This is a genomic window from Lentzea sp. NPDC005914, assembly GCF_040629405.1.
Lineage (GTDB): Bacteria > Actinomycetota > Actinomycetes > Mycobacteriales > Pseudonocardiaceae > Lentzea.
The window spans coordinates 189,138-212,422 of record NZ_JBEXVQ010000017.1 but is presented as its reverse complement, the minus strand read 5'-3'; the positions used below and the strand labels follow the sequence as shown (position 1 = coordinate 212,422).

Annotated in this window: 23 protein-coding genes; 10 read left to right on the top strand and 13 right to left on the bottom strand. The window is 68.6% G+C overall.

Translation table 11 applies throughout. The features are described from left to right. Positions 1 to 159 precede the first annotated feature (159 nt). A complete protein-coding gene (locus tag ABZ345_RS24885; protein WP_359853141.1) occupies positions 160 to 3,294 on the top strand; it encodes a glycoside hydrolase family 3 C-terminal domain-containing protein in 3,135 nt (1,044 codons plus the stop codon). 29 nt (positions 3,295 to 3,323) lie between these two features. Continuing rightward, positions 3,324 to 4,343 carry a S66 peptidase family protein gene (locus tag ABZ345_RS24880; RefSeq protein WP_359853138.1) on the top strand — a complete coding sequence of 340 codons (1,020 nt, stop codon included), beginning with the start codon at positions 3,324 to 3,326 and terminating at the stop codon, positions 4,341 to 4,343. 125 nt (positions 4,344 to 4,468) lie between these two features. Here the strand turns inward: ABZ345_RS24880 and ABZ345_RS24875 are convergent, their stop codons facing one another. The 3 genes from ABZ345_RS24875 to ABZ345_RS24865 all read right to left on the bottom strand — a co-directional run bounded on the left by ABZ345_RS24875 (position 4,469) and on the right by ABZ345_RS24865 (position 7,882). Further along, positions 4,469 to 6,754: a bifunctional (p)ppGpp synthetase/guanosine-3',5'-bis(diphosphate) 3'-pyrophosphohydrolase gene (locus ABZ345_RS24875; RefSeq protein ID WP_359853136.1), complete on the bottom strand. Its 2,286-nt coding sequence runs from the start codon at positions 6,752 to 6,754 to the stop codon at positions 4,469 to 4,471. Between the two features lie 122 nt (positions 6,755 to 6,876). Next, complete coding sequence (locus ABZ345_RS24870) at positions 6,877 to 7,053, bottom strand: DUF397 domain-containing protein (RefSeq protein WP_359853133.1); 177 nt, start codon at positions 7,051 to 7,053, stop codon at positions 6,877 to 6,879. Then, positions 7,028 to 7,882: a helix-turn-helix transcriptional regulator gene (locus ABZ345_RS24865; protein WP_359853131.1), complete on the bottom strand. Its 855-nt coding sequence runs from the start codon at positions 7,880 to 7,882 to the stop codon at positions 7,028 to 7,030. Before ABZ345_RS24865 ends, ABZ345_RS24870 begins: the two co-directional genes overlap by 26 nt. 56 nt (positions 7,883 to 7,938) lie before the next feature. Between ABZ345_RS24865 and ABZ345_RS24860 the strand changes: the two genes are divergently transcribed. From ABZ345_RS24860 to ABZ345_RS24845, 4 genes are all read left to right on the top strand, one after another. Further along, a complete protein-coding gene (locus ABZ345_RS24860) occupies positions 7,939 to 8,214 on the top strand; it encodes a hypothetical protein (RefSeq protein ID WP_359853129.1) in 276 nt (91 codons plus the stop codon). 38 nt (positions 8,215 to 8,252) lie between these two features. Then, complete coding sequence (locus ABZ345_RS24855) at positions 8,253 to 8,534, top strand: hypothetical protein (RefSeq protein ID WP_359853127.1); 282 nt, start codon at positions 8,253 to 8,255, stop codon at positions 8,532 to 8,534. Next, complete coding sequence (locus ABZ345_RS24850) at positions 8,534 to 9,199, top strand: hypothetical protein (RefSeq protein ID WP_359853124.1); 666 nt, start codon at positions 8,534 to 8,536, stop codon at positions 9,197 to 9,199. The genes ABZ345_RS24855 and ABZ345_RS24850 overlap by 1 nt, the downstream gene beginning before the upstream one ends. Positions 9,200 to 9,276: 77 nt before the next feature. Then, positions 9,277 to 11,517 (top strand): DUF6185 family protein, encoded by a 2,241-nt coding sequence (locus tag ABZ345_RS24845; RefSeq protein WP_359853121.1) that lies wholly within the window; start codon positions 9,277 to 9,279, stop codon positions 11,515 to 11,517. Positions 11,518 to 11,520: 3 nt separating this feature from the next. On the opposite strand, the gene ABZ345_RS24840 is transcribed toward ABZ345_RS24845, so the two are convergent. The 8 genes from ABZ345_RS24840 to ruvC form a co-directional block, all read right to left on the bottom strand. Beyond that, entirely contained in the window at positions 11,521 to 12,012 is a 492-nt protein-coding gene (locus ABZ345_RS24840; protein WP_359853118.1) for an adenine phosphoribosyltransferase, read from the bottom strand. 23 nt (positions 12,013 to 12,035) lie between these two features. Further along, positions 12,036 to 13,190 (bottom strand): protein translocase subunit SecF, encoded by a 1,155-nt coding sequence (gene secF / locus ABZ345_RS24835; RefSeq protein WP_359853115.1) that lies wholly within the window; start codon positions 13,188 to 13,190, stop codon positions 12,036 to 12,038. A gap of 1 nt (position 13,191) precedes the next feature. Further along, positions 13,192 to 14,976, bottom strand: coding sequence for a protein translocase subunit SecD (gene secD / locus ABZ345_RS24830; RefSeq protein WP_359853112.1), 1,785 nt, complete (start codon positions 14,974 to 14,976; stop codon positions 13,192 to 13,194). A 129-nt stretch (positions 14,977 to 15,105) separates the two neighbouring features. Then, positions 15,106 to 15,453 (bottom strand): preprotein translocase subunit YajC, encoded by a 348-nt coding sequence (gene yajC / locus ABZ345_RS24825; protein WP_359853161.1) that lies wholly within the window; start codon positions 15,451 to 15,453, stop codon positions 15,106 to 15,108. 93 nt (positions 15,454 to 15,546) lie between these two features. Further along, a complete protein-coding gene (ruvB, locus tag ABZ345_RS24820; protein WP_359853110.1) occupies positions 15,547 to 16,560 on the bottom strand; it encodes a Holliday junction branch migration DNA helicase RuvB in 1,014 nt (337 codons plus the stop codon). Then, entirely contained in the window at positions 16,557 to 17,138 is a 582-nt protein-coding gene (ruvA, locus tag ABZ345_RS24815) for a Holliday junction branch migration protein RuvA (protein WP_359853107.1), read from the bottom strand. Before ruvA ends, ruvB begins: the two co-directional genes overlap by 4 nt. 115 nt (positions 17,139 to 17,253) lie before the next feature. After that, the gene (locus ABZ345_RS24810; RefSeq protein ID WP_359853104.1) at positions 17,254 to 17,562 is read right to left on the bottom strand and encodes a hypothetical protein; all 309 of its coding nucleotides are present in this window, start codon (positions 17,560 to 17,562) and stop codon (positions 17,254 to 17,256) included. Beyond that, positions 17,559 to 18,128, bottom strand: coding sequence for a crossover junction endodeoxyribonuclease RuvC (gene ruvC, locus ABZ345_RS24805; RefSeq protein WP_359853101.1), 570 nt, complete (start codon positions 18,126 to 18,128; stop codon positions 17,559 to 17,561). Before ruvC ends, ABZ345_RS24810 begins: the two co-directional genes overlap by 4 nt. Positions 18,129 to 18,264: 136 nt before the next feature. On the opposite strand from ruvC, the gene ABZ345_RS24800 reads away from it, so the two are divergent. From ABZ345_RS24800 to ABZ345_RS24790, 3 genes are all read left to right on the top strand, one after another. Further along, positions 18,265 to 19,749 carry a GGDEF domain-containing protein gene (locus tag ABZ345_RS24800; RefSeq protein WP_359853098.1) on the top strand — a complete coding sequence of 495 codons (1,485 nt, stop codon included), beginning with the start codon at positions 18,265 to 18,267 and terminating at the stop codon, positions 19,747 to 19,749. Next, positions 19,746 to 20,177 (top strand): cupin domain-containing protein, encoded by a 432-nt coding sequence (locus ABZ345_RS24795; RefSeq protein ID WP_359853096.1) that lies wholly within the window; start codon positions 19,746 to 19,748, stop codon positions 20,175 to 20,177. The genes ABZ345_RS24800 and ABZ345_RS24795 overlap by 4 nt, the downstream gene beginning before the upstream one ends. A gap of 91 nt (positions 20,178 to 20,268) precedes the next feature. Beyond that, positions 20,269 to 20,715, top strand: coding sequence for a hypothetical protein (locus ABZ345_RS24790; protein ID WP_359853093.1), 447 nt, complete (start codon positions 20,269 to 20,271; stop codon positions 20,713 to 20,715). A 25-nt stretch (positions 20,716 to 20,740) separates the two neighbouring features. Here the strand turns inward: ABZ345_RS24790 and ABZ345_RS24785 are convergent, their stop codons facing one another. Next, the gene (locus ABZ345_RS24785; protein WP_359853090.1) at positions 20,741 to 21,541 is read right to left on the bottom strand and encodes an SDR family oxidoreductase; all 801 of its coding nucleotides are present in this window, start codon (positions 21,539 to 21,541) and stop codon (positions 20,741 to 20,743) included. 70 nt (positions 21,542 to 21,611) lie between these two features. On the opposite strand from ABZ345_RS24785, the gene ABZ345_RS24780 reads away from it, so the two are divergent. Next, on the top strand, positions 21,612 to 22,415 hold the full coding sequence (locus ABZ345_RS24780) for an alpha/beta fold hydrolase (RefSeq protein WP_359853087.1): 804 nt from the start codon (positions 21,612 to 21,614) through the stop codon (positions 22,413 to 22,415). On the opposite strand, the gene ABZ345_RS24775 is transcribed toward ABZ345_RS24780, so the two are convergent. Next, positions 22,399 to 23,271, bottom strand: coding sequence for a hypothetical protein (locus tag ABZ345_RS24775; protein ID WP_359853085.1), 873 nt, complete (start codon positions 23,269 to 23,271; stop codon positions 22,399 to 22,401). The two genes, ABZ345_RS24780 and ABZ345_RS24775, sit on opposite strands and share 17 nt — an antisense overlap. Positions 23,272 to 23,285 lie beyond the last annotated feature (14 nt).

The window sequence follows — 23,285 nt, the reverse complement described above, 5'->3', positions numbered from 1 at the left end:
GACCCGCTACGCCAAGCGCGTCGCCTACTACCAGGCCGAACTCACCATCGCCGCCATCGTGCTCTGGCTCCGATGACTTACAGGACACGCACTAGGCACTCACGAACAGGGCCCCCGGATACGCTCCGGGGGCCTTTTTCGTGCCTGGGGGAACTTCACATGCGAGGAACGACCCGGATCGCGGCCGCCGCGGTCCTGCTGGCGAGTGCGCTCGTCACGGCACCTCCCGCCGCACAAGCGGAGCCGTTGTGGCTGCAGCCGAACCAGCCGCTCGAGCAACGGGTCAACGCGCTCCTGGAGCAGCTGACCGTCGACGAGGAGGCCACGCTCCTGCACGGCATCCTCGAACCGCCCGGCGAACGCGTGGTCGGCTACGTGGCCGGCATCCCGCGCCTCGACATCCCGCCGCTGCGCCTCACCGACGGCCCGGCGGGCGTGCGGGACGGCGCCGAGGCCACCGCCTTCCCGGCACCGGTCGCCCTCGCGGCGAGCTTCGACCGCGGCCTCAACGCCGAGGCGGGCGCCGTGATGGGCAGGGAGACCAAGGCGCGCGGTTACCAGGTCCTGTACGCGCCGATGATCAACATCGTGCGGGTGCCGCAGGCGGGCCGGAACTTCGAGAGCTACGGCGAGGACCCGCACCTCGCGGGCGTGCTCGGCGCGAGCTTCGTCGAGGGCGTGCAGAGCCAGAAAGTCGCCGCCCAGGTGAAGCACTTCGCGGCCAACAACCAGGAGAAGGACCGCCAGACCGGTAGCTCCAACGTGGACGAACGCACGCTGCGAGAGATCTACCTGCCCGCGTTCGCCGCCGCGACGAAGAACGCGTGGTCGGCGATGTGCGCCTACAACAAGGTGAACGGGCAGTTCGCGTGCGAGAACTTCCCTCTGCTCAACGATGTTCTCAAGGACCAGTGGGGTTTCGACGGCGCGGTCGGCTCCGACTACCCCGCCACGAAGTCCGGTGTGCGGTCCGCGCTCGCGGGCTTGGACCAGGAGTTCGGCGGCACGAACCACTTCGCCGAACTGGCACCCGCCGTCCGCGACGGCAGGCTGGCCCGCGCGGTCCTCGACGACCACGCGCGGCGCGTGCTGCGGATGATGTTCCGCGCCGGCTCGTTCGACGGTGAGCAACTGCCCGCAGTCGACCCCGCCGCCCACGCCGCCGTGGTCCGCAGGCAGGCCGCGGCGGGAACGGTGCTGCTGAAGAACGACCGGAACCTGTTGCCGCTCAACGCACCCCGCTCGATCGCCGTCTCGGGCGGGTACGCCGACACCGTGCACCAGGGCGGCGGCGGTAGTTCGAAGGTGACGGCGTACGAGGCGCACAAGGTGAAGCCCGTCGACGCGTTGCGCGCCAAGTACCCCGGCGTGAATTACTCGGTTGGCTCGCCGATCCCGCCCACCGCGTTGCCCGGCACCGCGATCACCGGCCTGCGCGCGGACTTCTACTCCGGCACAACGTTGTCCGGCACTCCATTGAGGACGGTCAGCTACCCGAACGGCAGCGCCGTCGACTTCAAGTGGGGCACCAACGCACCGGAGAGCGGCGTTCCGGCGGACGGCTGGTCCGCACGCTGGTCCGGCACCTTCACCGCGCCCGGCACCGGCCTCTACGAGCTCGCGACGACCAGCGACGACGGCAGCCGCCTCTACGTCGACGGCCAGCTGGTCGTCGACAACTGGGGCGACCACAGGCCCCAGACCCGCCGCCACCGCCTCACGCTGCAGGCAGGCGTGCCGCACCAGTTCCAGGTCGAGTACTACGAGGCAGCCGACGAGGCGGAACTGCGGCTCGGCTGGTCCACGCCCGTCGCGCACGACCCGCTCGTCCAGGAGGCCGCCGCGGCCGCGCGCAACGCCGAGGTGGCCGTGGTGATCGTCGGCGACGAGTCGACGGAGGGCGAGGACCGCGCGTCCCTCGACTTGCCCGGCAGCCAGGACGAGCTGATCGCCGCAGTGACCGCCGCGAACCCGAACACGATCGTCGTGCTGGAGACCGGCGGCCCGGTGACGATGCCGTGGATCTCCTCCGCGCACACCCTCCTGGAGGCCTGGTACCCCGGCGAGCAGGGCGGGAACGCGCTGGTGGACGTGCTGTCCGGCGCCGTCGAGCCGTCAGGGCGGCTGCCGATGACGTTCCCGGTGAACCTCGCGTCCTCGCCGATGCGCACGCCCGCGCAGTACCCCGGCACCGGCGGCAACTACGACTACAGCGAGCGCCTGCAGGTCGGTTACCGCTGGTACGACGCTTCCGGCACGGCGCCGCTGTTCCCGTTCGGGCACGGCCTCGGCTACACGACGTTCTCCTACAGCGGCCTGACCGTGACGCCCGCGGCCGTGTCGTTCGACGTGCGCAACACGAGCTCGCGGACGGGTTCGGCCGTGCCGCAGGTCTACGTCGGCTACCCGGAGGCCGCGGGTGAGCCGCCACGGCAGCTGCGCGGGTTCTCGAAGGTGTCACTGGCTCCGGGCGAGTCGCGGCGCGTCTCGGTCGAGCTGGACCGCGAGGCGTTCGCGATCTGGGACACCGAGGACCGAGCGTTCCGCGTGCCCGGCGGCGAGTACACGATCTCGGTCGGATCGTCCTCGAGGGACGTTCGCCTCACCGGAACAGTTGCACAGCAGGCGTCACGGATCCCGAACGGCGCCACCGGCGAGATCGTCAGCGACTCCCAGTGCCTCGACGTCGCGGACGCCAATGACGCCCCCGGCACCCCGGTCCACCTCTGGACCTGCAACGGCACCGGTGCCCAGCGCTGGACGGCCGCTCCGGACGGCACGATCCGCGCGCTGGGCAGGTGCCTCACCCTCGACGGCGCCGGCGCATCTGTTCTGGGCGCCTGCACGACCCGCTGGGACACCTCGGACGGCACGCTGAAGATCGGCGCCCGGACGTTCACGATGCCGCGCCCGGCGGACCGGATCACCGGCCTCGGCGGCCAGTGCGCCGACGTCTTCGGCGCCGACCCGGCCAACGGCACGCCCGTCGCGCTGTTCGGCTGCAACGGCTCGGGCGCGCAGGACGTCAAGGTGGCCGCGGACGGCACGCTGCGGGCGCTGGGCAAGTGCCTCGAGGCCAAGGACGGGCTCGTCGAGCCCGGGACGCCGATCCAGCTGTGGCAGTGCAACGGCACGCCCGCGCAGAAGTGGCGCGTGCAGGGCTCGACGTTCATCAACGTGAAGTCCGGCCGGTGCCTCGAGCCGAAGGACGGGAAGGCCACCGACCTCACGCCGTTGCAGCTCTGGGACTGCAACGGCACGGCCGCGCAGAACTGGCGCATCCCGGTCCGCTAGTGCTCTGACCATCACCCGACACTGACGCCATGACCGGTTCCGCACTGCCTCAACTGCTTCGACCGCGTGCCCTCAGGCCAGGAGACCTCGTTGTCATCGCATCGCTGTCCGGTCCGCTGCCGGCCGCTGGCGAGCCCAACGTCGAGCGGACGGTGGTCGTGCTCGAGCGGATGGGATTCCGCGTGCGCCGGGCTCCGCTGCTCGAAGCAGGCCGGCGCCATTGGTGGAGCGCGGCCACGCCGGCGGAGATCGCCGGGGAGCTCAACGGTCTTCTGCGTGATCCTGAGGTGCGCGCGATCATCGCGAGTGACGGTGGCCAGACGGCGCTCGGCTACCTCGACCTGATCGACGTCGAGGCGATCAGGGCCGACCCCAAGCCGATCCTGGGCTACAGCGACATCTCGCTGCTGCATCTGGTGCTCTACGCGCGCACGGGTCTGGTCGGTTTCCACGCCGACATGGCGGTCCCTGGCTTCGGCGGGCACTGGCAGTCTGCGCCCGTGGCGCGCCAAGCGGAACTCGAGAAGCTCTACTCCAGGTTGCTGACCGGTACCGCGGCGATCGGTGCGCTGCCGGTGAGCCCGTCGTGGGAGTGCTGGCGTCCTGGTCGTGCCGAAGGCCGGCTGATCGGCGGGGTGATCAATCGCATCGTGCTGGCGCAGGCGACGCGTTTCGCGCTGCCGCTCGAACGGTTCGATGGTGCGGTGCTGTTCTGGGAGGAGATGGGCGGCCTGGCATCGCACGTGTGGAGCTATCTGCAGGTGATGCGACACGGCGGCATCCTCGATCGGATCTCCGGGATGGTCGTCGGCGTACCGCGCGAGATCAGCGGACTCGAGCCCGGCGCCTCCCCGACCCTGTCCGAGATCGTCCTCGACGTCCTCGGCGACCGTGACATCCCGGTCCTGGGCAACGTCGAGTTCGGGCATGCCGGCCCGAATCTGCCGATGCCGGTCGGCATCCGCGTCGGTCTCGATGCGGGGCAGCGGACGTTGTCCCTGCTCGAACCGGCGGTAGGGCCGCAGGCGATGACGGGACTGGTCAGCTGAGCTCGGCTCCTGACTGACGCCGAGGATCACCGGCCCGGTGACCGCATGCGGACACGGCACTGGGCACGCGGAAGCCCCCAGCCGCTGTCGGCCGGGGGCTCCTTCTGCGCTTGCGAATTCCGGGCTTACGAGGCTGACGTCACGCGGTAGACGTCGTAGACGCCCTCCACGCTCCGCACGGCCTTGAGGACGTGCCCGAGGTGCTTCGGGTCGCCCATCTCGAACGAGAACCGGCTCACGGCCACGCGGTCCCGCGACGTCGTCACCGACGCCGACAGGATGTTCACGCGCTCGTCGGCCAGCACCTTCGTGACGTCCGACAGCAGGCGGTGCCGGTCGAGCGCCTCCACCTGGATGGCCACCAGGAACACGCTGGAGGACGACGGCGCCCACTCGACGTCGAGCAGGCGTTCCGGCGACTTCAGCAGCTCGTCGGCGTTCGTGCAGTCGGTGCGGTGCACGGAGACACCACCACCGCGCGTCACGAACCCGAGGATGTCGTCGCCCGGCACCGGGGTGCAGCAGCGGGCGAGCTTCACCCACACGTCGCCCGCGTCCTTGACGATCACGCCCGCGTCGCCGGTGGGGCGGCGCCGGGTGACCGTGGACGGGGTGGCGCGGTCGGCCAGCTCCTCCTCGGCGTGGTCCACACCGCCGAGCTGGGCCACGAGACGTTGCACGACGTGACGGGCCGAGGTGTGACCCTCGCCGACCGCCGCGTACAGCGCGCTCATGTCCGGGTAGTGCAGTTCCTTGGCGAGAGCCTGCATCGAGTCGACCGAGACGAGGCGCTGGATCGGAAGTCCGACGCGGCGGACCTCCTTCGTGATCGCGTCCTTGCCCTGCTCGATCGCCTCTTCCTTGCGCTCCTTGGCGAACCACTGCTTGATCTTCGCCTTGGCGCGCGGGGAGGCGACGAACGACAGCCAGTCGCGCGACGGGCCCGCCCCCTCCGCCTTGGAGGTGAAGATCTCGACGACCTCGCCGTTCTCGAGCTTGCGTTCGAGAGCGACCAGGCGACCGTTCACGCGGGCGCCGATGCAGCGGTGACCGACCTCGGTGTGCACCGAGTAGGCGAAGTCGACGGGCGTGGAGCCCGTCGGCAGCGTCTCGACGTCACCCTTGGGCGTGAACACGAAGATCTCGCGCGCGGCGAGGTCCCAGCGCAGGCCCTCGAGGAACTCACCGGGGTCCGCGGCTTCCCGCTGCCAGTCGAGGAGCTGGCGCATCCACGCCATCTCGTCGATCTCGACGGACTTGCCGTTGTGCGTGCCCTTGGTCTCCTTGTACCGCCAGTGCGCCGCGATGCCGTACTCGGCCCGCTGGTGCATCTCCGACGTGCGGATCTGCACCTCGAGAGGCTTGCCGTCGGGACCGATGACGGTCGTGTGCAGCGACTGGTAGACGCCGAACCGCGGCTGCGCGATGTAGTCCTTGAACCGTCCGGGCATCGGCTGCCAGGCCGCGTGCACCACACCCATCGCGGCGTAGCAGTCGCGCACCTCGTCGACCAGGATCCGCACACCCACCAGGTCGTGGATGTCGTCGAAGTCCCGGCCGCGGACGATCATCTTCTGGTTGATCGAGTAGTAGTGCTTCGGCCTGCCCTCGACCTTCGCCACGATCCGCGCCGCGTCGAGCTGACCGTTGAGCTCCTCGACGACGGTCCGCAGGTACGTGTCACGACTGGGCGCGCGCTTGGCGACCAGCCGCACGATCTCGTCGTACTTCTTGGGCTGCAGGATCGCGAACGCGAGGTCCTCGAGCTCCCACTTGACGGTCGCCATGCCCAGGCGGTGGGCCAGCGGCGCGAGCACTTCGAGCGTCTCGCGGGCCTTGCGGGCCTGCTTCTCCGGCGGCAGGAACCGCATGGTGCGCATGTTGTGCAGCCGGTCGGCGAGCTTGATGACCAGGACCCGCGGGTCCTTCGCCATCGCGATCACCATCTTGCGGATGGTCTCCGCCTCGGCCGCTGCCCCCAGCTTGACCTTGTCGAGCTTCGTGACGCCGTCGACCAGCCGGGCGACTTCCTCACCGAAGTCTTCCTTGAGCTGGTTGAGCGAGTAGTCGGTGTCTTCCACGGTGTCGTGCAGCAGCGCGGCCACCAGCGTCGTGGTGTCCATGCCCAGCTCGGCGAGGATCGTCGCCACGGCGAGCGGGTGGGTGATGTACGGGTCGCCGGACTTGCGGCGCTGCGGGCGGTGCTTCTCCTCGGCAACGTCGTACGCGTGCTGCAGAAGCGCCAGATCGGCCTTGGGATGGAGGTCACGGTGCACGGCGGCGAGAGGTTCGAGGACCTGCTTCACCGGGGCCGCACGTTGGGCGGTGATGCGCCGCGCAAGGCGGGCGCGCACACGCCGGGTAGCCGACGGTTGAACAGCCGTCGCAGCGGGTTCGGTGTCTTGACTCAACCCCACGCTCCTCGGGTCTCGCGAGTACCGAGGATAACGCGTTTACGCTGACGAAACTTCCGATGGGGCGCTGAGCGGCGCAGCTCACACGGTGAACGTCGGCCGAACTTTTGCTGGGCCGATCAGGCGACGCTCACCACGAACGCCCGCCACGCCTGAATCGAGAAGACCAGGGCGTCACGCCCAGTGGCCTTCGAGTCACGCACGAGAGCGTCCTGAGCGAGAGACACCTCGACGCACGAACCGCTGCCCGTGTCCCCGCTGTACGTGCTCTTACGCCAGCTCCGCTCGGGGCTCATGGAAGTCCTCTCGCAGTCCGCTGACGTAGCTCGTCAGCAGGTTCCGCGATTGTCCCTCATCCAAAGCTTGCGTTTCCAACCACGTGAAGAACTCCCTGCTGCTCGCGATGGCCTTGCCGTCGTGCGCGAACACCTGAGCCACATCGGTCTCCGCATACGCCACGGGTACGTGCTTCTCGAAGTTGAACAGCATGCGGGCGGATCGCGTCGCGATGGCCGCACCCGCCGACATCGGCACGATGCGGAGGACGTGCGTGTGAAAAAGCAGGCGGAGGTACTGCTCCTCCATGATCCGCGCGTCGCCGACCCGGATCTGCAGGGCGAGCTCGTGCACGTAAAAGAGACATTCGGGGCGATTGTGACGCCTCATGATCGACTGCCGGTCCGTGCGGAACTTGACGTATTTCTCGACGTCCGTCAGGGCCGCGTGGCCGCCCTCCGTGAACAGCGCCCGCGCGTACTCCGGGGTCTGAAGGAGGCCCGGCATCGTCAGCGCGTCATAGGTGGTGATCTTCTTGGCCTGCACCTCCGCCATGGCGAGCGTTCTGAGATTGTCCGACACCAGCGCCACGTACGGGTCGAAGGCGTGGCGGTACCGGTCGCGGAAGCGTTCGAAGAAGGGGGTGTCGCGGCCGCACGTCATGAAGTACTGGATGAGGTCGATCTCGCTCGCACGTGCCTTGCCGTTCTCGATGTTGGACACTTTGCTGGGATCCCAGCCGAGCTGCTCGGCGAAGGCGGCCCCGGTCAACGACGTGAACTTCTCGCGCAGCCGTCGCAACTCGTCGCCCAGGTCGCGGCTGTAGGCGGTGGAGGTGATCACACTCATTTCCCCGACGTTAGAGATTGACCCGGCTCCACGAACCAGCTCATTAGGGTGAAAACGTGAGAACGCTGCTGTGGTGCGCGGCCATGAACGCCGTCTGGCTCGGCACCATGGCCTACCTGGCCCTCGACGACTCCGCGAACTTCGACGCGCGAGCCCTGGCCGGCACCGCCGTGGCCTGGCTCCTGGCCACCGCCGTGAGCTGGCTCCTGTTCAGAAGCGCGACGGCGGCCCAGTGGTGGCAGTTGGCCGTGTGGACGTTCCTCCTGTCGATGGTGGCGCTGGTGTTCGTCACGATCGGCGCCGGCTTCGTAGCGCCGCCGCCCCCGAGCTGAGAAGCTCGATGAACCGGCCTGGGGAGTCCTGAGAAAACATGCACGCACCCGCAAAACCACGCCCGTACTGGCAGTGCCTGGCCTTCGCCGGCATCTGGTACGCCGCGATCGTCGTGCTCAACCTCGTCGAGAACAACGCGGAACGGACGTTGTACCTCGGCGTGGTCCCGTGGCTGGGCGCCTCGATCGCGCTGTGGAAGGTCGCGCACGGCGGCATGAAGGCGTGGCGGCTGATCCTGCTAGGCCTGCCGATCTTCTACTTCCTGTGGGCGCTGACCGTCGTCGTCGCCTACCGCTTCGTCGTGCCGGTGACGAGCTGATGGCCACCGAACTGCTGCACGCCCTCGCACGCAAAGCCGCCAGCGCGCCAGAACCCGAGGGCACCGGCAGGTACCACTACATCCACACCAGGGGCGTGCATCTCCGCATCAACCACTACCTGCGACGATCCGGCGAAAACACGATCACCGGCAGCGTCGAGCCGTACGAGCGCCACGACTGGGTCGCCGCCGACGGTTCAGGCCGAATCCTGATGACGAAGGAAGGCCAGCCGGTTCAACCCAGCGGCGACTACGGTCCCGGCGAGCTCGCGGCACAGCTCTTCGTCACCGCCACCGACGAGGACACGCTCGCGGCCGAGCTGACCAGGTTCAGCTCGAAAACGACCACCAGCGCGGTGATGAAGGCGTTCGAGCAGGTCTGGCACCTGCAGGTCGTGACGCCCGCGCTGCAACACCTCCTGCTGCTGCACCTGGCGAAGTGCGAAGGCCTCTCGGCGGAGGGGACGACGGTGACGCACCTCGACGAGGAACGTCACCGGCGGAAGTTCCTCGAGTTCTCCCCCGACACCGGCATGTTGCTCACAGCGGAGGAGCACGCGCTGGAAGGAGCCTCGCTGCCGATCTCGGTGCCGGCCGTGGTCAGCACCACGGCCTGGCTGTACACCGGCTACCGCGAGACGACTACACCGCCGGCCGGACGCTGACCGCTCCACCGATCGGCCCGTTCGGGTGAAAACCAAGCCGGCAACTAACGGTTGCCGGACCAACCCGATACCCAGGCATGTTCCGCGCTCTGGTGCTGCTCATCCTGGCCGCGGTGGCCGTCACCGTGCCGCTGTGGTGGCATTCGAACGCGGGCCCGCCGCGACCGGCGCCCGACAAGTGCGATGTCAGCGCGTTCGAGCGCGTCAGCGTGGCCGCCGAAATCGAGGTCGGCACGAGCGGCCGCGTCCATCCCCGCATCACCAGCAGCCTGACCATCCGGATCCCGACCTCGAACGCCCGCATGGAAAACCTGCTGCACCACGATGCCGATCCAACGCGCAAGATGCTGATCTCGTGCCTTCTACACGCAGGCAAGAACCCGAACGAAGAGCGCGACGCCGATACCCGCATCGACTACGACAACGAGGTCATCGAGGTCGTCGACCAGGTTCACGTCGACGTCGACGACGTCGGGGTCTACTGGGCGGGCACCACTCAGGTGCAGGTGGAAGATGATCTCTGGCACCTCCGGGTGATACCGCCTCCTCCGCTGCACACCGCCTCGTGGGAAGTGACGATCTCCGCCCCGGCCGGGTGGCTGGCCTCGCCTGAACCCTGGCAGTCGGTCGACGCCGCGCCGACGAGGTTGCACTGGTCCGAGTTCGATCCCACGTTCGCCGACAACGTCGTGGTCACCGCCGACCTGCAGCCCGACGCGAAGAGCGCGATCGCTCAGGCGGGCAACACACCGGTGGGACACGCGGTGTCGTGGGGCGTCAGCGCACTCACCGCTCTCGGCGTCGCCTGGGCCTCGCTGTTCCTGTTGCGCCACAAGCAGTTCGGATCGCGCGCCGACCACGTCAAGTTCCGCACCGTGTGGACACTCGTCGTTGTCATGGCGATCATGGGCGTGAGGGACTTGTTCACCGGCGTGTTCTGGAACGCCGGCTTCGACTGGGTGGCCGTCTACCGGTTGATGAACCTGGGACTTGCGCTGCTGCTCGTGTCACTCGCCATCGCCTGGTGGTTGTCCCGCGGGTTCGCGGAGCTCGCCGGGCTCGGGATGCTGCTGCTGTGGGTCGCGACGTTCTACGCGTCCTGGGCTGAGCTCGGTTTCGCGTTCCTAATGACTTTCACTCTCCTCGCCGCGACGGGCAAGGCGTGGGAAATGACGCTGTGGAAGAAGGCGACGGCAGGCCAACTGCCGCTGTGGCTGCTCGTCACGAGCGCTGTGGGCGCCGCGGTTCTCGTGGTCGAGCGCTACGCGATCGCCGTCCTGAACGCCAACAACACCGAGTGGCTCGGCGGCCGGGCGGAGCTGAAACTGGTTGATGTCTACCGGTTCTACCCGTGGGAGTTGCTCGGCGAAGCGAAGTGGCTACTGCTCGGGCTCGCCGTGGCAGCGCTGTGGAAGTTCGCCAAAGGTCGCCAGTTCACGCCGATGGACAACGACGCGCTGTTGACGGCGCTCGTGTTGCTCGCGGTCGGTGTTGTGTTGTGGGAGATCTCCGTGCTCGGGTGGAGCGTGCCGGTCTGGCCCGTCACCCTCGGCCTGCTGTGGGTGGCCTGGATCGTGCTGAGCAAGGTGAAGGGCCTGGGCCGCAATCTGAATCTCGCCGACCTGCGGACCAAAGCCAGCGAGTGGTACGCGAGCCACGATCCGAATCCAGGTCCGACGCCCGTGGACGTGCTGCTGGCCGCCGGGCCCGCGGGAGAGCCGCTCGGAAACATGGCCAAGGCGGTGCGGCTGGGCGGGGCGGCGGCGGGCGTCTGCGGAGCCGGTCTGGTCGTGATGGGCTACGTGACGAACCCCGTCATCACGCTGAACCACGCGGACTCCGTGCTGCTGCGGATCGTCACCGACGTCGTGTGGGAGACGGCCAAGTGGCTGTTCGCACTCGCGGCGACGGGCCTGATCTGGCAGCACCTGCCCGGCAGCCGCGGCGTGCTGAAGGTTCTGCCGATCATCGCGGTGTACGCGATCGGTCCCGGTCTCATGATGGCGGTCAACCAGCTGTCGGGTGTCCGCGGATGGGAGTCGCCGGTCGCGATCGCCACCTTCGCGCTCGTGCTCGTCTTCGCAGGACTCCGCATGGACAAGGTCGCGCTCGACGGCGTCACGCTTCCCGACGGAAACCGGTTGCAGCGCTTCTTCGAGGCTTACGCGCTGAAGAACCTGTCCTCGAAGCTGACCGCGGTCCTCACACCGTCGCTCGCGGTGCTCGCGATCTGGAGCGCGATCACCGGCGGCGAGGTGTCGCCGCCCTCCGAACCACTCCCACCACAACCCGTCGAGCAGCAGGATGCGAAACGGTGAGGCTCAGACCGCCAGCAGCGCGCTGACCTCGCGGCCCGCGAGCCGCGTGCGGCCGCCCAGCGCCGCGATCTCCAGCACCACCGACACCCCCGTCACGATGCCGCCCGCCCGCTCCACGAGCTTGCAGGCGGCCTCGGCGGTGCCACCGGTCGCCAGCACGTCGTCCACGACGACAACGCGCTGCCCTGGCTGGATCGCGTCCGCCGGCAGCTCCAGCGAGGCCTTGCCGTACTCCAGGTCGTAGGACTCGGAGTCGGCGACCACCGGCAGCTTGCCCGGCTTGCGCAGCGGCACGACGCCGTAGCGCCAGCCGTAGCCCAGGGCAGCACCCAGGAGGAAGCCGCGCGACTCTATGGCGGCGATCACCTGGGTGCTGTCGTCGATCTTGTCCTGAAGGGCGTCGACCACGGCGCGCAGGGCGTCCGGGTCGGCGAGGACGGGCGTGAGGTCCCGGAAGACGACCCCTTTCAGGGGGAAGTCGGGGACCTCACGCATCAGTCCCAGAGCGCGGTCCAGCTTCAACGCTGACGCTTTCCGGTCGGGCGGCGGCGGGTGTCCGCGGCCTTGGCGGTGCGGTGAGGCACCGACGCGGCGGCGGCCATCGCCTCTTCCTGGCGCAGGTCGGAGGCGAGGGCGTCCTCGTCCACCGACTCGATGCCCTCGGCGACCTGAGGACCGGAGGCCTTGGCGCGGCGGGCGGCCACGCGCTTGGCCTGCGAGATGTACTTCGGGTCGCGCATCTTCAGATCCACCAGCACCGGGGTGGCGAGGAAGATCGAGGACAGGGCGCCGATGAACATGCCCACGAGCTGGACCAGGGCGAGGTCCTGCAGCGTGCCGACACCCAGGATGCCGACGCCGACGACCAGCAGGCCGATGACCGGCAGCAGTGCGATCAGCGACGTGTTGATCGAGCGCATCAGCGTCTGGTTCAGCGCGAGGTTCGCGGCCTCGGCGTAACTGCGGCGCGTCAGGCCCAGCAGGCCTCGGGTGTTCTCCTTGACCTTGTCGAACACGACGACCGTGTCGTACAGGGAGAAACCGAGGATGGTGAGCAGACCGATCACCGTCGCGGGCGTCACCTCGAAGCCGATGATCGAGTACACACCGGCGGTGATGATGACGTCGTGGAACACGGCGACGAGCGCGCCGACGGCCATCTGCCACTCGAAGTAGAGCACCAGGAAGACCGTCACCGCGATGAAGAACCAGACGAGGGCCCACAGGGCCTTGCCGCTGATCTCACCGCCCCACGAGGCCGAGACGGCGCTGTCGGAGATCGCGCCCTGCCCGCCCTTGGGGTTGGTGTCCTGCGCGAGAGCGGTCTTGAGGGTCGCGACCTCGCCGACGGTCAGCGCGGGCGACTTGATCTGGATCGTCGCGTTGTCACCGGTGCCGACGGCCTGCACGGCGTTCGGCTTCTTGCCGGGCAGGGCCTTGCCGAACACGTCCTCGACCGTGCCGGTCGAGATCGCCTGGCTCGTCGCCGACACCGACGGCATCGAGATCTTCGTGCCGCCCTTGAAGTCGATGCCCAGGTTGAAGCCGTTGAACACCATCGAGCCGATGCAGATCAGCAGGATGACGCCGGACGTGATGTACCAGCGGACGCGCTTGCCGACGATGTCGAAAGCGCCGTTGCCGACGTAGAGGCGCGTGAACACGTTGCTCATGTCAGGCCTCCTTCACGGCGGTCTTGCCGGTCGTGCCCGCGCGGTGTGCGGCACCTTCGCGCGCGGCACCGCCCAGGCCGGACAGGTTCGGGTTGGTCAGGAACTTGGACTTCGACGCCATCGCGACCAGCGGGTGCGTCACGAGGAACACGACCACGAGGTCGAGGACCGTCGACATGCCCAGGGTGAACGCGAAGCCCTTCACCTGGCCGACCGCGATGATGTACAGCACGGCGGCGGCGATGAAGCTGACCGCGTCGGCGGAAAGGATCGTGCGGCGCGAACGGATCCACGCGCGCGGCACGGCCGAGCGGAACGTACGGCCCTCACGCACTTCGTCTTTCAGACGTTCGAAGAAGACGATGAACGAGTCCGCGGTAATACCGATGGCGACGATGAAACCGGCGATGCCCGCGAGGTCGAGCGTGAACCCGATCCAGCGGCCCAGCAGCACCAGCACGCCGTAGACGATCACACCGGACAGGCCCAGCGACAGGATCGTCATGATGCCCAGGAGCCGGTAGTAGAACATGCAGTAGACGAACACCAGGGCGAGGCCGATGCCGCCGGCGATGAGACCCGCCTTGAGCGACTGCAGGCCGAGCGTCGGGGAGATCGTCTGCGCCTCGGAGGCGTCGAAGGACAGCGGCAGCGCGCCGTACTTCAGGGTGTTCGCGAGGTTCTGCGCCTCGGTCAGCGTGAACTTGCCGCTGATCTCGGTCGAGCCGCCGGTGATGGCCGACTGGATGGTCGGCGCGGACATGACCTCACCGTCGAGCACGACCGCGACGGCCTGCTGGACGTTCGCGGCGGTGAACTTGCCCCACTTGGAGCCGCCCTCGCTCTTGAAGTCGAGGTTGACGACGTAGCCGGTGCCGTTCGGGTTCTTGTTGGCCGCGGCGTTGTTGATGTCCTCACCCGTCAGGCGGGAGTAGGTCGAGTAGTCGTCCGGCTTGGACTGCGTGTCTTCCTTCGGCGGGTTGACCGGCGCGAGGATGTACTTGTACGTCCCCTTCTCGCCACAGGTGACGAGCGGCTTGTCCAGGTCGTCGTTGCCGCGCAGCGGGTCCGGCTTCGAGCAGTCGAGCAGGAGCGCGGCCTGCTGGAGGATCTGCTGGTCGGTGGCCTGGCGCAGCGCCTTGGCCTCCTGGATCTCCTTCGCCAGCTTCGGGTCGACGTTGGAGGGGGCCGACGGCGTGCTCGGCGGCGCGCTCGACGAGGGAGCGGAGCTGCTGGACGGCGGCGTGCTCGACGGCTGCGCGGCCAGGTTCGGCGCGGGGCGGCCCTGCGGGGCGCCGCTCGACGCCGGCGGCGCGACGGTCTGACCAGAAGACGGCGGAGTGCTCGCACCGCTCGACGGCGGGGTGCTCGACGACGGGGCCTCGGTGTTCGGTGCCGCGCCTGCCGGGATCGGCTGGCCGAGAACCTTGCGGAACGCGAGGCGGGCGGTCTGGCCGAGGCCCTTCGCGCCTTCGCTGTCCGCGCCCGGGACCGTGATCACCAGGTTGTTGCCGTCTCGCACGACCTCGGCACCGGAGACACCGAGACCGTTGACGCGGACCTCGATGAGGTCACGTGCGCGGTTCAGCGCCTCCTCGCTGGGCTGGGCTCCGTCTTCCTGACGCGCGGTCAGCGTGACGAGGGTGCCGCCCTGGAGGTCGATACCGAGCTTGGGTTTGGCCGAACCGTTCCCGGTGAAAAACACCAGGGCGTAAAGAGCGACCACGATGAGGACAAAACTCGCCAAGTACTTCGCAGGGCGAATTTGCCCGGCCGGAGGTGCCACGATCCGTCCGTCTCCTAGTAGCGATGGTTTCCGAGCGCGCAGCGTAACGCGCGCCGCGTGAGCTGCGCGTCACTACCTGGAGTTGGCGGATTTCACAGTTGCCAACTCCAGGAGTGCGAGCTTATGTGGTTACTTCTTGACGTTGTGGTCGAGGGGTTCGGCGACCTGTGCGGTGGTCACCTCGGCCTCGGCCTCGTCCGTCTCGTTGTCGACCACCACGGCCTCATCGGTCTCGATGACCTTCTCGCGGATGGCGGCACGCAGCCAGCGCGTGACAACACCTTCGGAGATCTCGATGTCGATGGTGGTGTCGTGGCTCGCGTCGGCGACGGTGCCGTACAGACCCGAAGTCGTCATGACCTTGTCGCCAGGAGCGAGGTCGTTCTGCAGCTTCTGCTGCTCGGCCATCGCACGCTTCTGCTTGCGCGCGCTGAGGAACAGCGGCACGGCCAGCAGAACCAGCAGCAACGGGAACATCAAAGACGAAAGGCTGCCCATCATTCTCCGATCAAGTGGACGTGGCTCGACGCACGTCCGATATGTCCAGGTGCTTTCACCGATTGTGCCAGGTCACCACAGTTGATCACCGGCGGGCGGTTCCAGCCCCAGGTGGTGCCACGCGGCCGGCGTCGCCACTCGGCCCCGCGGTGTCCGGGCCAGCATGCCAGCCCGCACCAAATACGGTTCGCACACCTCTTCCACCGTGGTCGGCTCCTCACCGACCGCGACGGCGAGCGTCGACACCCCGACCGGACCACCGTTGAAGCTCTTGACCAGGGCACTCAGCACCGCGCGGTCGAGCCGGTCGAGCCCCAGCTGGTCGACGTCGTAGACCTCGAGCGCCTGCTTGGCGATGTCCTCGGTCACCTTGCCGTCGGCCCTGACCTCGGCGAAGTCGCGCACCCGGCGCAACAGCCGGTTCGCGATGCGGGGCGTGCCCCTGCTCCGGCCGGCGATCTCGATCGCCCCTTCGTCGTCGAGGTCGACGCCGAGGATCTTGGCGCTGCGCTTCACGATCAGGTCGAGTTCGTCGGCGCTGTAGAACTCCATGTGCCCGGTGAAGCCGAACCGGTCTCGGAGGGGCCCGGTGAGCGCTCCGGAGCGGGTCGTGGCTCCTACCAGCGTGAACGGCGCGATATCGAGCGGGATACTGGTCGCTCCAGGCCCCTTGCCGACGACCACGTCGACGCGGAAGTCCTCCATCGCGAGATACAGCATCTCCTCCGCCGGCCGGGCCATGCGGTGGATCTCGTCGATGAACAGCACATCGCCCTCGACCAGGTTGGACAGCATCGCGGCGAGATCCCCCGCGCGCTCCAAAGCCGGCCCACTGGTGATGCGGATGGCGCTGTTGAGCTCCTTGGCGATGATCATGGCCAAGCTGGTCTTGCCGAGGCCGGGGGGCCCGCTGAGCAGGACGTGGTCCGGTGCGGTGCCCCGTCGCATGGCACCGTGAAGGACGAGTTCGAGCTGCTCGCGCACCCGCTGCTGGCCCACGAACTCGTGCAGGTCGCGGGGCCGGAGCGTGGTCTCGACGTCACGCTCGGCGGGCGCGGCGAAGGGACTGGTCTCGTCCTCGGTCACTTGCGCCCCAGGGTCGCGAGCGCACGGCGCAGGACGGCGGACGTGGACTGGTCGGGGTTGTCCTGCAGCACACCGTCAACTGTGGTTTCGGCGGCTTTCGCGGGGAAGCCGAGGCCGAGCAGCGCTTCGACGACGTGGTCACGCGTCTGGCTGTGCGCCGGCATCGTGGGCGTGGGCAGCGCACCGACCTTGTCGCGGAGCTCGATGATGAGCCGCTCCGCTCCCTTCTTGCCGATGCCCGGCACCTGCGTCAGCACCGTGATGTTGCCCTCGGCCAGCGCGTGCCGCAGCTTGTCCGGCTCCAGCACGGCCAGCGTCGCCAGCGCGATCCGCGGCCCGATGCCGCTGACCGTCTGCAGCAGGCTGAACAGCTCGCGCGCCTCTGCGTCGGCGAACCCGAACAGCGTGAGGCTGTCCTCGCGCACGATCAGCGTGGTGGCGAGACTCGCCTCCTCGCCGCGGCGCAGCGTGGCCAGCGTGGTCGGGGTCATCTGGACGGCGAACCCGACACCGCCCACCTCGACTACGGCGTGGTCGAGGCCGACGTGCTGCACCTGGCCGCGCAGTGACGAGATCACCTGGTTCCTCCGGACTTCACGCTCGCGCAGGCGTCCCCTCGCGAAGGGGACCCCTTGATTTCATTCTTCCAGCCGGCACCGACAATTTCGGTGGCCGCTGAAGCTACCGTGCTCGTCACGGCGCGGTCCGCCGCGCCGCCTCAGCCAGCCTCGTCTGGGGCAGGCGGGCCAACTCGACGGCCTTGGCCTGCGCTTTGTGCAAGCGGGCCGGCTCAGCGGCTTTGGTCTGCGCTTCCTGCGCGCGAACCAGCTCAGCCGCCCTCGCCTCATGCACGCGGTCGCGCATCGGTGCGCGCGAGTGGTGGCAGATCGCGAGCGCCAGCGCGTCCACCGGCTTCGGCGCCACCTTCAGCCCGAGCAGCTTGGTCACCATCCCGGTCACCCGCGCCTCGTCCAGCCGACCGGCGCGCACTGAAGCCGTCATGACCCGCTCCGCCGCGCCGCCTCAGCCAGCTTCGCCTTGTGCACGCGAGCGAGTTCGGCGGCGCGAGCCTGCGCCTCCTCCAGCCGCGACCGCATCGGCGCACGCCAGTGGTGACAGATCGCGAGCGCCAACGCATCCGCCGCGTCCGCCGGCTTCGGCGCCACCTTCAACCCGAGCAGTTTCGTCACCATCGCGGTCACCTGCGCCTTGTCCGCCCGCCCCGACCCGGTCACCGCGGCCTTCACCTCGGATGGCGTGTGGAACTCCACGGGCAGCCCCCGTTGCGCCGCCGCCAGCGCCACCACACCCGACGCCTGCGCGACCCCCATCGCGGTGCGGACGTTGTGCTGCGCGAAGACGCGTTCGATGGCGACGACCTGAGGTTCATAACGGTCCAGCCACTCACACACGCCGATGTACAGCTCGTGAAGTCGCACGGACAGCGGAGCGTCGACGGGCGTGCGCAGGACATCGACCGCCACGGCACGCACCACGCGCCCAGGCCCGCCGTCGACGACGCCGAAGCCGCACCTGGTCAGACCGGGGTCGACCCCGAACACGCGCACAACAGCTCCCCACGACCGGAACGAACAACAGTTCGAACCATATCCGGTGCACGGACGGGTGCCGAGCACCGACACGGTTCGACAAGTCCAGGCCGCCGTTACTACGGTGGTCGGGTTTCGATCACAGGAGAACACGGTGAAGAGGTTCTGGGTCGTCGCTGGGTGCGTCGGCACCTTCATGGCGGTCACCATCCTCACCGCCCTCACGGTGCCGCGGGACGTCGGCGTCGCGATCGACAAGGTCGTGCAGCTCCTCTTCGCCGTAGCAGCGCTGATCGCCTATGCGCGCCAACGCAACGCGTGGATGACGGCGGCGATGACGAGCCTGACGATCGGGCTGTCGGCGTGGATCTGGGGCCAGCAGATCCTGGGTGTGCAGCTGCCGACGTCGACGATCGCGCCGCTCGGGTTCACGATGGTGCCGGTGCTGTGCCTGGCCGCGGTCGTGGTCAAAGCCCAGCAACGCCGTGCGGACGACCTGCTGCCGAACTCCCGCAGCCGCGTGGTCGTGGTGCTCGACGGGCTGATCGTGATCGGGTCGCTGTTCGTGCTGACGTGGGTGTCGGCGCTGGAGTCGCTGACCCGCGCGTGGGCCACCGAAGGCCCCGGTTTCGCCACGGTGGTCGCGCATCCCGCCGCGTACCTCGTGCTGCTCGTGGCCATCGTCGTGATGTCGTGGACGCATCAGTCCGTGCGTCAGTGGCCGATGTTGTTCGTGGCACTGGCCGGTATCGCGCAGTCGTCGTCGGGCTGGGTGTTCGCGTTCTACATCTCCAAAGGCATCACGGCGATCCCGGCGACCGCGGACATCGGCTTTATGCTGTGCCCGGCCTTCTTCTTCCTCAGCGCGCTGGCTCCGACGCGGAACCTGGAGCCGACGTCGGGCCGCATGCGCATGGCCGACCTGCTGCACCTGCTCGTGCCGTACCTGCCGCTCGCGATCACCGGCCTGTTCATCATGTGGAACACGGCGACCGGCGGCCGCCTCAACCCGATCGAGATCTACGTCGGGCTTGCTGTCGTGTGCTTCGTGATCGTGCGTCAGTTGCTGACGATGATGGACAACGTCCGTCTGATGGACCAGCTCCGCATCTCTCGCGAACAGCTACGGCACGAGGCGACGCACGACCCGTTGACCAGCGTCGCGAACCGTTCGTTGTTCCGCGAACACCTGGAGCGCGCGCTAGCCGACAAAGACCGCGCACGGCCGTTGATCCTGCTGTTCATCGACGTCGACGGGTTCAAGGCGGTCAACGACAACCACGGGCACGCCGAGGGCGACGCCGTCCTGCGCAACGTCGCGGCGCGGCTGGAGCACAGCGTGCGGTCCGAGGACACGGTCGCACGGCTCGGCGGTGACGAGTTCGGCGTGCTGATCGACGGCGGCGACGCGGACGAGATCGGCGCGCGCCTGCTCGCCTCTCTCGCGCACCCGCACGAGGTGCACGGCCGGATCCATCACGTGCACGCCAGCATCGGTGTGGCGCAACGGTTTTCGTACGACCCCACGGTTACAGCCGACGACGTGCTCGGTGCCGCCGACGCCGCGATGTACACGGCGAAGCGGCTCGGCAAGGGCATGGTCGTCGTGCACGGTTCACCGCTTCCGGAGATGACGTGACCCCTGAGCAGTTGATCGCCGGCCTCGGCATGCAGGAACTTCCGGTCGAGGGCGGGTACTTCGCGCAGACGCACCGCTCCGACGAGGTGTCGGCCATCGCGTACCTGTTGCGCAGGCCCGACTTCTCGGGCATGCACGTGCTGAAGCACCTGGAGATCTACAACTTCCACGCCGGGTCGCCGTTGCAGATGCTGCTGCTCTTCCCGGACGGCAGCGTGGAAAAGCCTCTCTTGAGCGAGACCAACCCGCAGGTCGTCGTCCCCGCCGGTGTGTGGCAGGGCAGCGCACCCGCCGGTGACTGGTCGTTGGTCGGCACGGTGGTGGTGCCGCCGTACACCGACGACATCGTCTCCTTCGGGCACGCGGACGAACTCTGCGCTCAGTACCCGTCCGCGGCCGAGGAGATCCGGCCGTTGTGCCGCTTTTAGCTGACCGAGCCCGTCCGTCCGCGACGTACGATCGCGGCGAAGGCCAAGCGCCAGGCTGAGATTCCACCACCGGCGTGTGGGAGGGGGCAGGGTGTTCGGCTGGAAGAAGAAGCTCAACGATCTGAGCGATGTGATGGCGCAGCTCAGGCCCGACCTGAGTCCGGAATCGCTCGGCGTCGGGCCCGGCTTCCCGGGCGTCGCCCCGAACCCGCTCCTGAGCAGTGATGCGCGGAAGCGCAACGCGGAACTGCGTGCAGGGGCGCTTGCGCTCGGCGTTCTCGTCGACTGGCGGGAGGTCAACAGCAATCCACGCGTGGTCCTGATGTTCGACGTGGAGACCGCCGACGGCATCTCGTTCCGCGGTATCGCGGACGAAGACCTCACGATCACCGAGCTCACCCGGCTCGCCCCAGGACAGACGTTGCCCGTGCGCTACCGGCCGGGCGTCATGGACCACTACGTCGCCCTTGCCCGGGACGCGGACCCCGCCCGTGTGCAGCGGCTCTCTGACGAGATCGCGAGCCGCAGGCGGACCTGACCCGAAGCCATGTGTCGGACACGCCTCAGCTGACCCAGGTGCGCGTGAGGTTCTGCACCGCTGACCCGTCGAGGTCCGCGAGCTTGGTGCCGACGAAGGTGCGCGCCCAGTCCGTGGTCTGCACGCGGAACGGCGGTTCGTCCTGCTCCAGCAGGTCGACGATCACCCGCGCGCAGTCGGCGGCGGTCTGCGCGTTGCTGAACGAGCCCTGCGTCCGCTTGATGTAGGCGGACATCGCGGGCGCGTACGGGCCCGCTTCCGCGAGGAGCTTCGCGACGTCGAGCTGCTGGCTGGCGACGAACTCGCTGGCCACCGCGCCGGGTTCGACGACGCTCACCCGCACACCGGTCGTCGCGGCGACGGGCGCGAGCGACTCCATGTACCCCTCGACGGCGAACTTGGCCGCGCAGTAAGCCTCGTTGAACGGCTGGCCGACGATGCCGCCGACGCTGGTCACGGTGATCAACCTGCCCTGCGACGCCCGCAGGTGCGGCAGTGCGGCCTTGGTGACCTCGACGACGCCGAAGTAGTTGACCTCCATGGCGGTGCGGACCTGGTCCGCGGTCAGGAGTTCGGCCGTGCCGAGCACACCGACGCCGGCGTTGTTGATGACGGCGTGGAGCTCCCCGCGTTCGGCGATCACCTCGTCGACGCAGGCCTGCACCGACGCCGGGTCGGTGACGTCGAGGCGTTTGACGTCCTTGAGCCCCTGGGCCTTCGCGGGGTCGCGCATCGTCGCGACGACGTGCCAGCCCCCGGTCTCGGCGGCCAGCGCCGTCTCTTTGCCGATGCCGCTGGACGTTCCGGTGATCAGTACGGTGCGCACGGCTCAGATGATCGTCCGGTGTGCCCGAACACGCCACTGGACTTACGCCTACAACTTAGGATCACCGGACATGGCGATGGTCCCGCTCAACGGCATCGAGCTCAACGTCCAGACCGAGGGCTCCGGCGACCTGGTGGTGCTGGTCATGGGCACCGGCAGCCCGGGCCGCGTCTGGCGCACCTACCAGGTCCCGGCGCTGGTCAAGGCCGGCTACCGCGTCGCCTACTTCGACAACCGCGGCATCAGGCCGTCGTCCGAGTGCGCCGGCGGCTTCACGATCCACGACATGGTCGCCGACACCGCCGCGCTGATCTCGCACCTGGGCGCCCCGGCCCACGTGATCGGCACGTCCCTGGGCGCCCGCGTCACGCAGGAACTGGCGCTGGCGCATCCGTCGCTCGTCTCGTCCGCCGTGATGATGGCGACCGCCGGACGACCGGATCCGGTGCAGCAGGCGTGGTCGCACAGCCTGATGGACCTGTACGACAAGGGAGTCGAGGTGCCGCCGTCCTTCTACGCGGCGGCCGCGGTGGTCCGCAACCTCTCCCCCGCCACCCTGACCGACCCGATCGTCGCCCGCGACTGGCTGCAGATGTACGAGTTCACGGGCTCGTCCATCGGCCCCGGCGGACGCGCGCAGCTCGCGTTGGGCGACTACGAGCCCCGCCTGGACGCCTACCGCGCGATCTCCGTGCGCTCGCTGGTCATCGGGTTCGCCGACGACCTCGTCCTGCCACCCCGCCTGTCACGCGAGGTGGCGGACGCGATCCCCGGTGCCCGCTACGCCGAGGTCGCCGACTGCGGGCACATCGGCTACCTGGAGCGGCCGGACGAGGTCAACCGGCTGCTCGTCGAGTTCATCGGTCGAGGCTGAACTCGTCCGTCGTCCCGCCCGCCAGCAGGACGTCGAGGTTGCCGCTCACCACGTACGTGCCGTGCGGCGTGCGGGCCGCCGTGGTCGGCGACGTCGGCCAGGAGCGCTGGGACTTGACCTTCCACGTGCGGGTGTCGAGCAGCGTGACGGCGTTCTTTCCAGGCGCTCCCAGGCTGTTCGTGACCACCACGAGGCCCTGCGGCGTCAGGGTCAGACCGTCCGCACCGACGAGCTTCGGTGCGGGCAACTCCTCCACCTGCCCGTGCGCGACCTTGAACAGCGTGCCGTCGGTGTAGTTGCCGGTGACGAGGAATCCCCTGGGGTCCCAGATGATTCCGTTGTTGCCGATGGCCGCCGCGAGCCTGGCGTCCTTCGCGAACGCCGAAACCTCACCCGCCGGCGAGACCTTCCAGATGGTGTCGCCCGCCGGCCCGGTGACGTAGGCGTTGCCGAGCGGGTCGACCGCCACGTCGTTGGCGCCGTTCGGAACGTCGACGAACTTCAGCGCACGCCCGGTGCGCAGGTCGAAGATCCCGAGCCCGGACTGACCGGGCACCGACCGTTCGCCATGACCGATGTCGCCGTACGCGACGAGGACCCGGCCGCGGTCCACCTGGATGCCGAACGTGGACACCATCCGCGTGCCCGTGACCAACGGCCGGACGTGGCCTGACGGGCTGACCAGCGACACCGTGCCGTGGCGCACGGAACTGACCAGGAACTGCCCGCGGGTCGGATCCCACTGCACGCCCTCGGGGTGCAGCGACGGCGACGACCCGCCGATGTGCCGGGGCGTGGCCGAAGCCGTGCCCGTGACCAGCAACAACGCCGCCATGACAGCAAGCGCGATGCGCATGACTTCCCCTCCAG

Coding starts and splice junctions, on each gene's coding strand:
- ABZ345_RS24885 (WP_359853141.1), top strand. CDS start 160: ATGCGAGGAACGACCCGGATCGCGGCCGCCGCGGTCCTGCTGGCGAGT.
- ABZ345_RS24880 (WP_359853138.1), top strand. CDS start 3,324: ATGACCGGTTCCGCACTGCCTCAACTGCTTCGACCGCGTGCCCTCAGG.
- ABZ345_RS24870 (WP_359853133.1), bottom strand. CDS start 7,053: ATGAGCCCCGAGCGGAGCTGGCGTAAGAGCACGTACAGCGGGGACACG.
- ABZ345_RS24865 (WP_359853131.1), bottom strand. CDS start 7,882: ATGAGTGTGATCACCTCCACCGCCTACAGCCGCGACCTGGGCGACGAG.
- ABZ345_RS24855 (WP_359853127.1), top strand. CDS start 8,253: ATGCACGCACCCGCAAAACCACGCCCGTACTGGCAGTGCCTGGCCTTC.
- ABZ345_RS24850 (WP_359853124.1), top strand. CDS start 8,534: ATGGCCACCGAACTGCTGCACGCCCTCGCACGCAAAGCCGCCAGCGCG.
- ABZ345_RS24845 (WP_359853121.1), top strand. CDS start 9,277: ATGTTCCGCGCTCTGGTGCTGCTCATCCTGGCCGCGGTGGCCGTCACC.
- ABZ345_RS24840 (WP_359853118.1), bottom strand. CDS start 12,012: ATGCGTGAGGTCCCCGACTTCCCCCTGAAAGGGGTCGTCTTCCGGGAC.
- secF (WP_359853115.1), bottom strand. CDS start 13,190: ATGAGCAACGTGTTCACGCGCCTCTACGTCGGCAACGGCGCTTTCGAC.
- yajC (WP_359853161.1), bottom strand. CDS start 15,453: ATGTTCCCGTTGCTGCTGGTTCTGCTGGCCGTGCCGCTGTTCCTCAGC.
- ABZ345_RS24810 (WP_359853104.1), bottom strand. CDS start 17,562: ATGACGGCTTCAGTGCGCGCCGGTCGGCTGGACGAGGCGCGGGTGACC.
- ABZ345_RS24780 (WP_359853087.1), top strand. CDS start 21,612: ATGGCGATGGTCCCGCTCAACGGCATCGAGCTCAACGTCCAGACCGAG.
- ABZ345_RS24775 (WP_359853085.1), bottom strand. CDS start 23,271: ATGCGCATCGCGCTTGCTGTCATGGCGGCGTTGTTGCTGGTCACGGGC.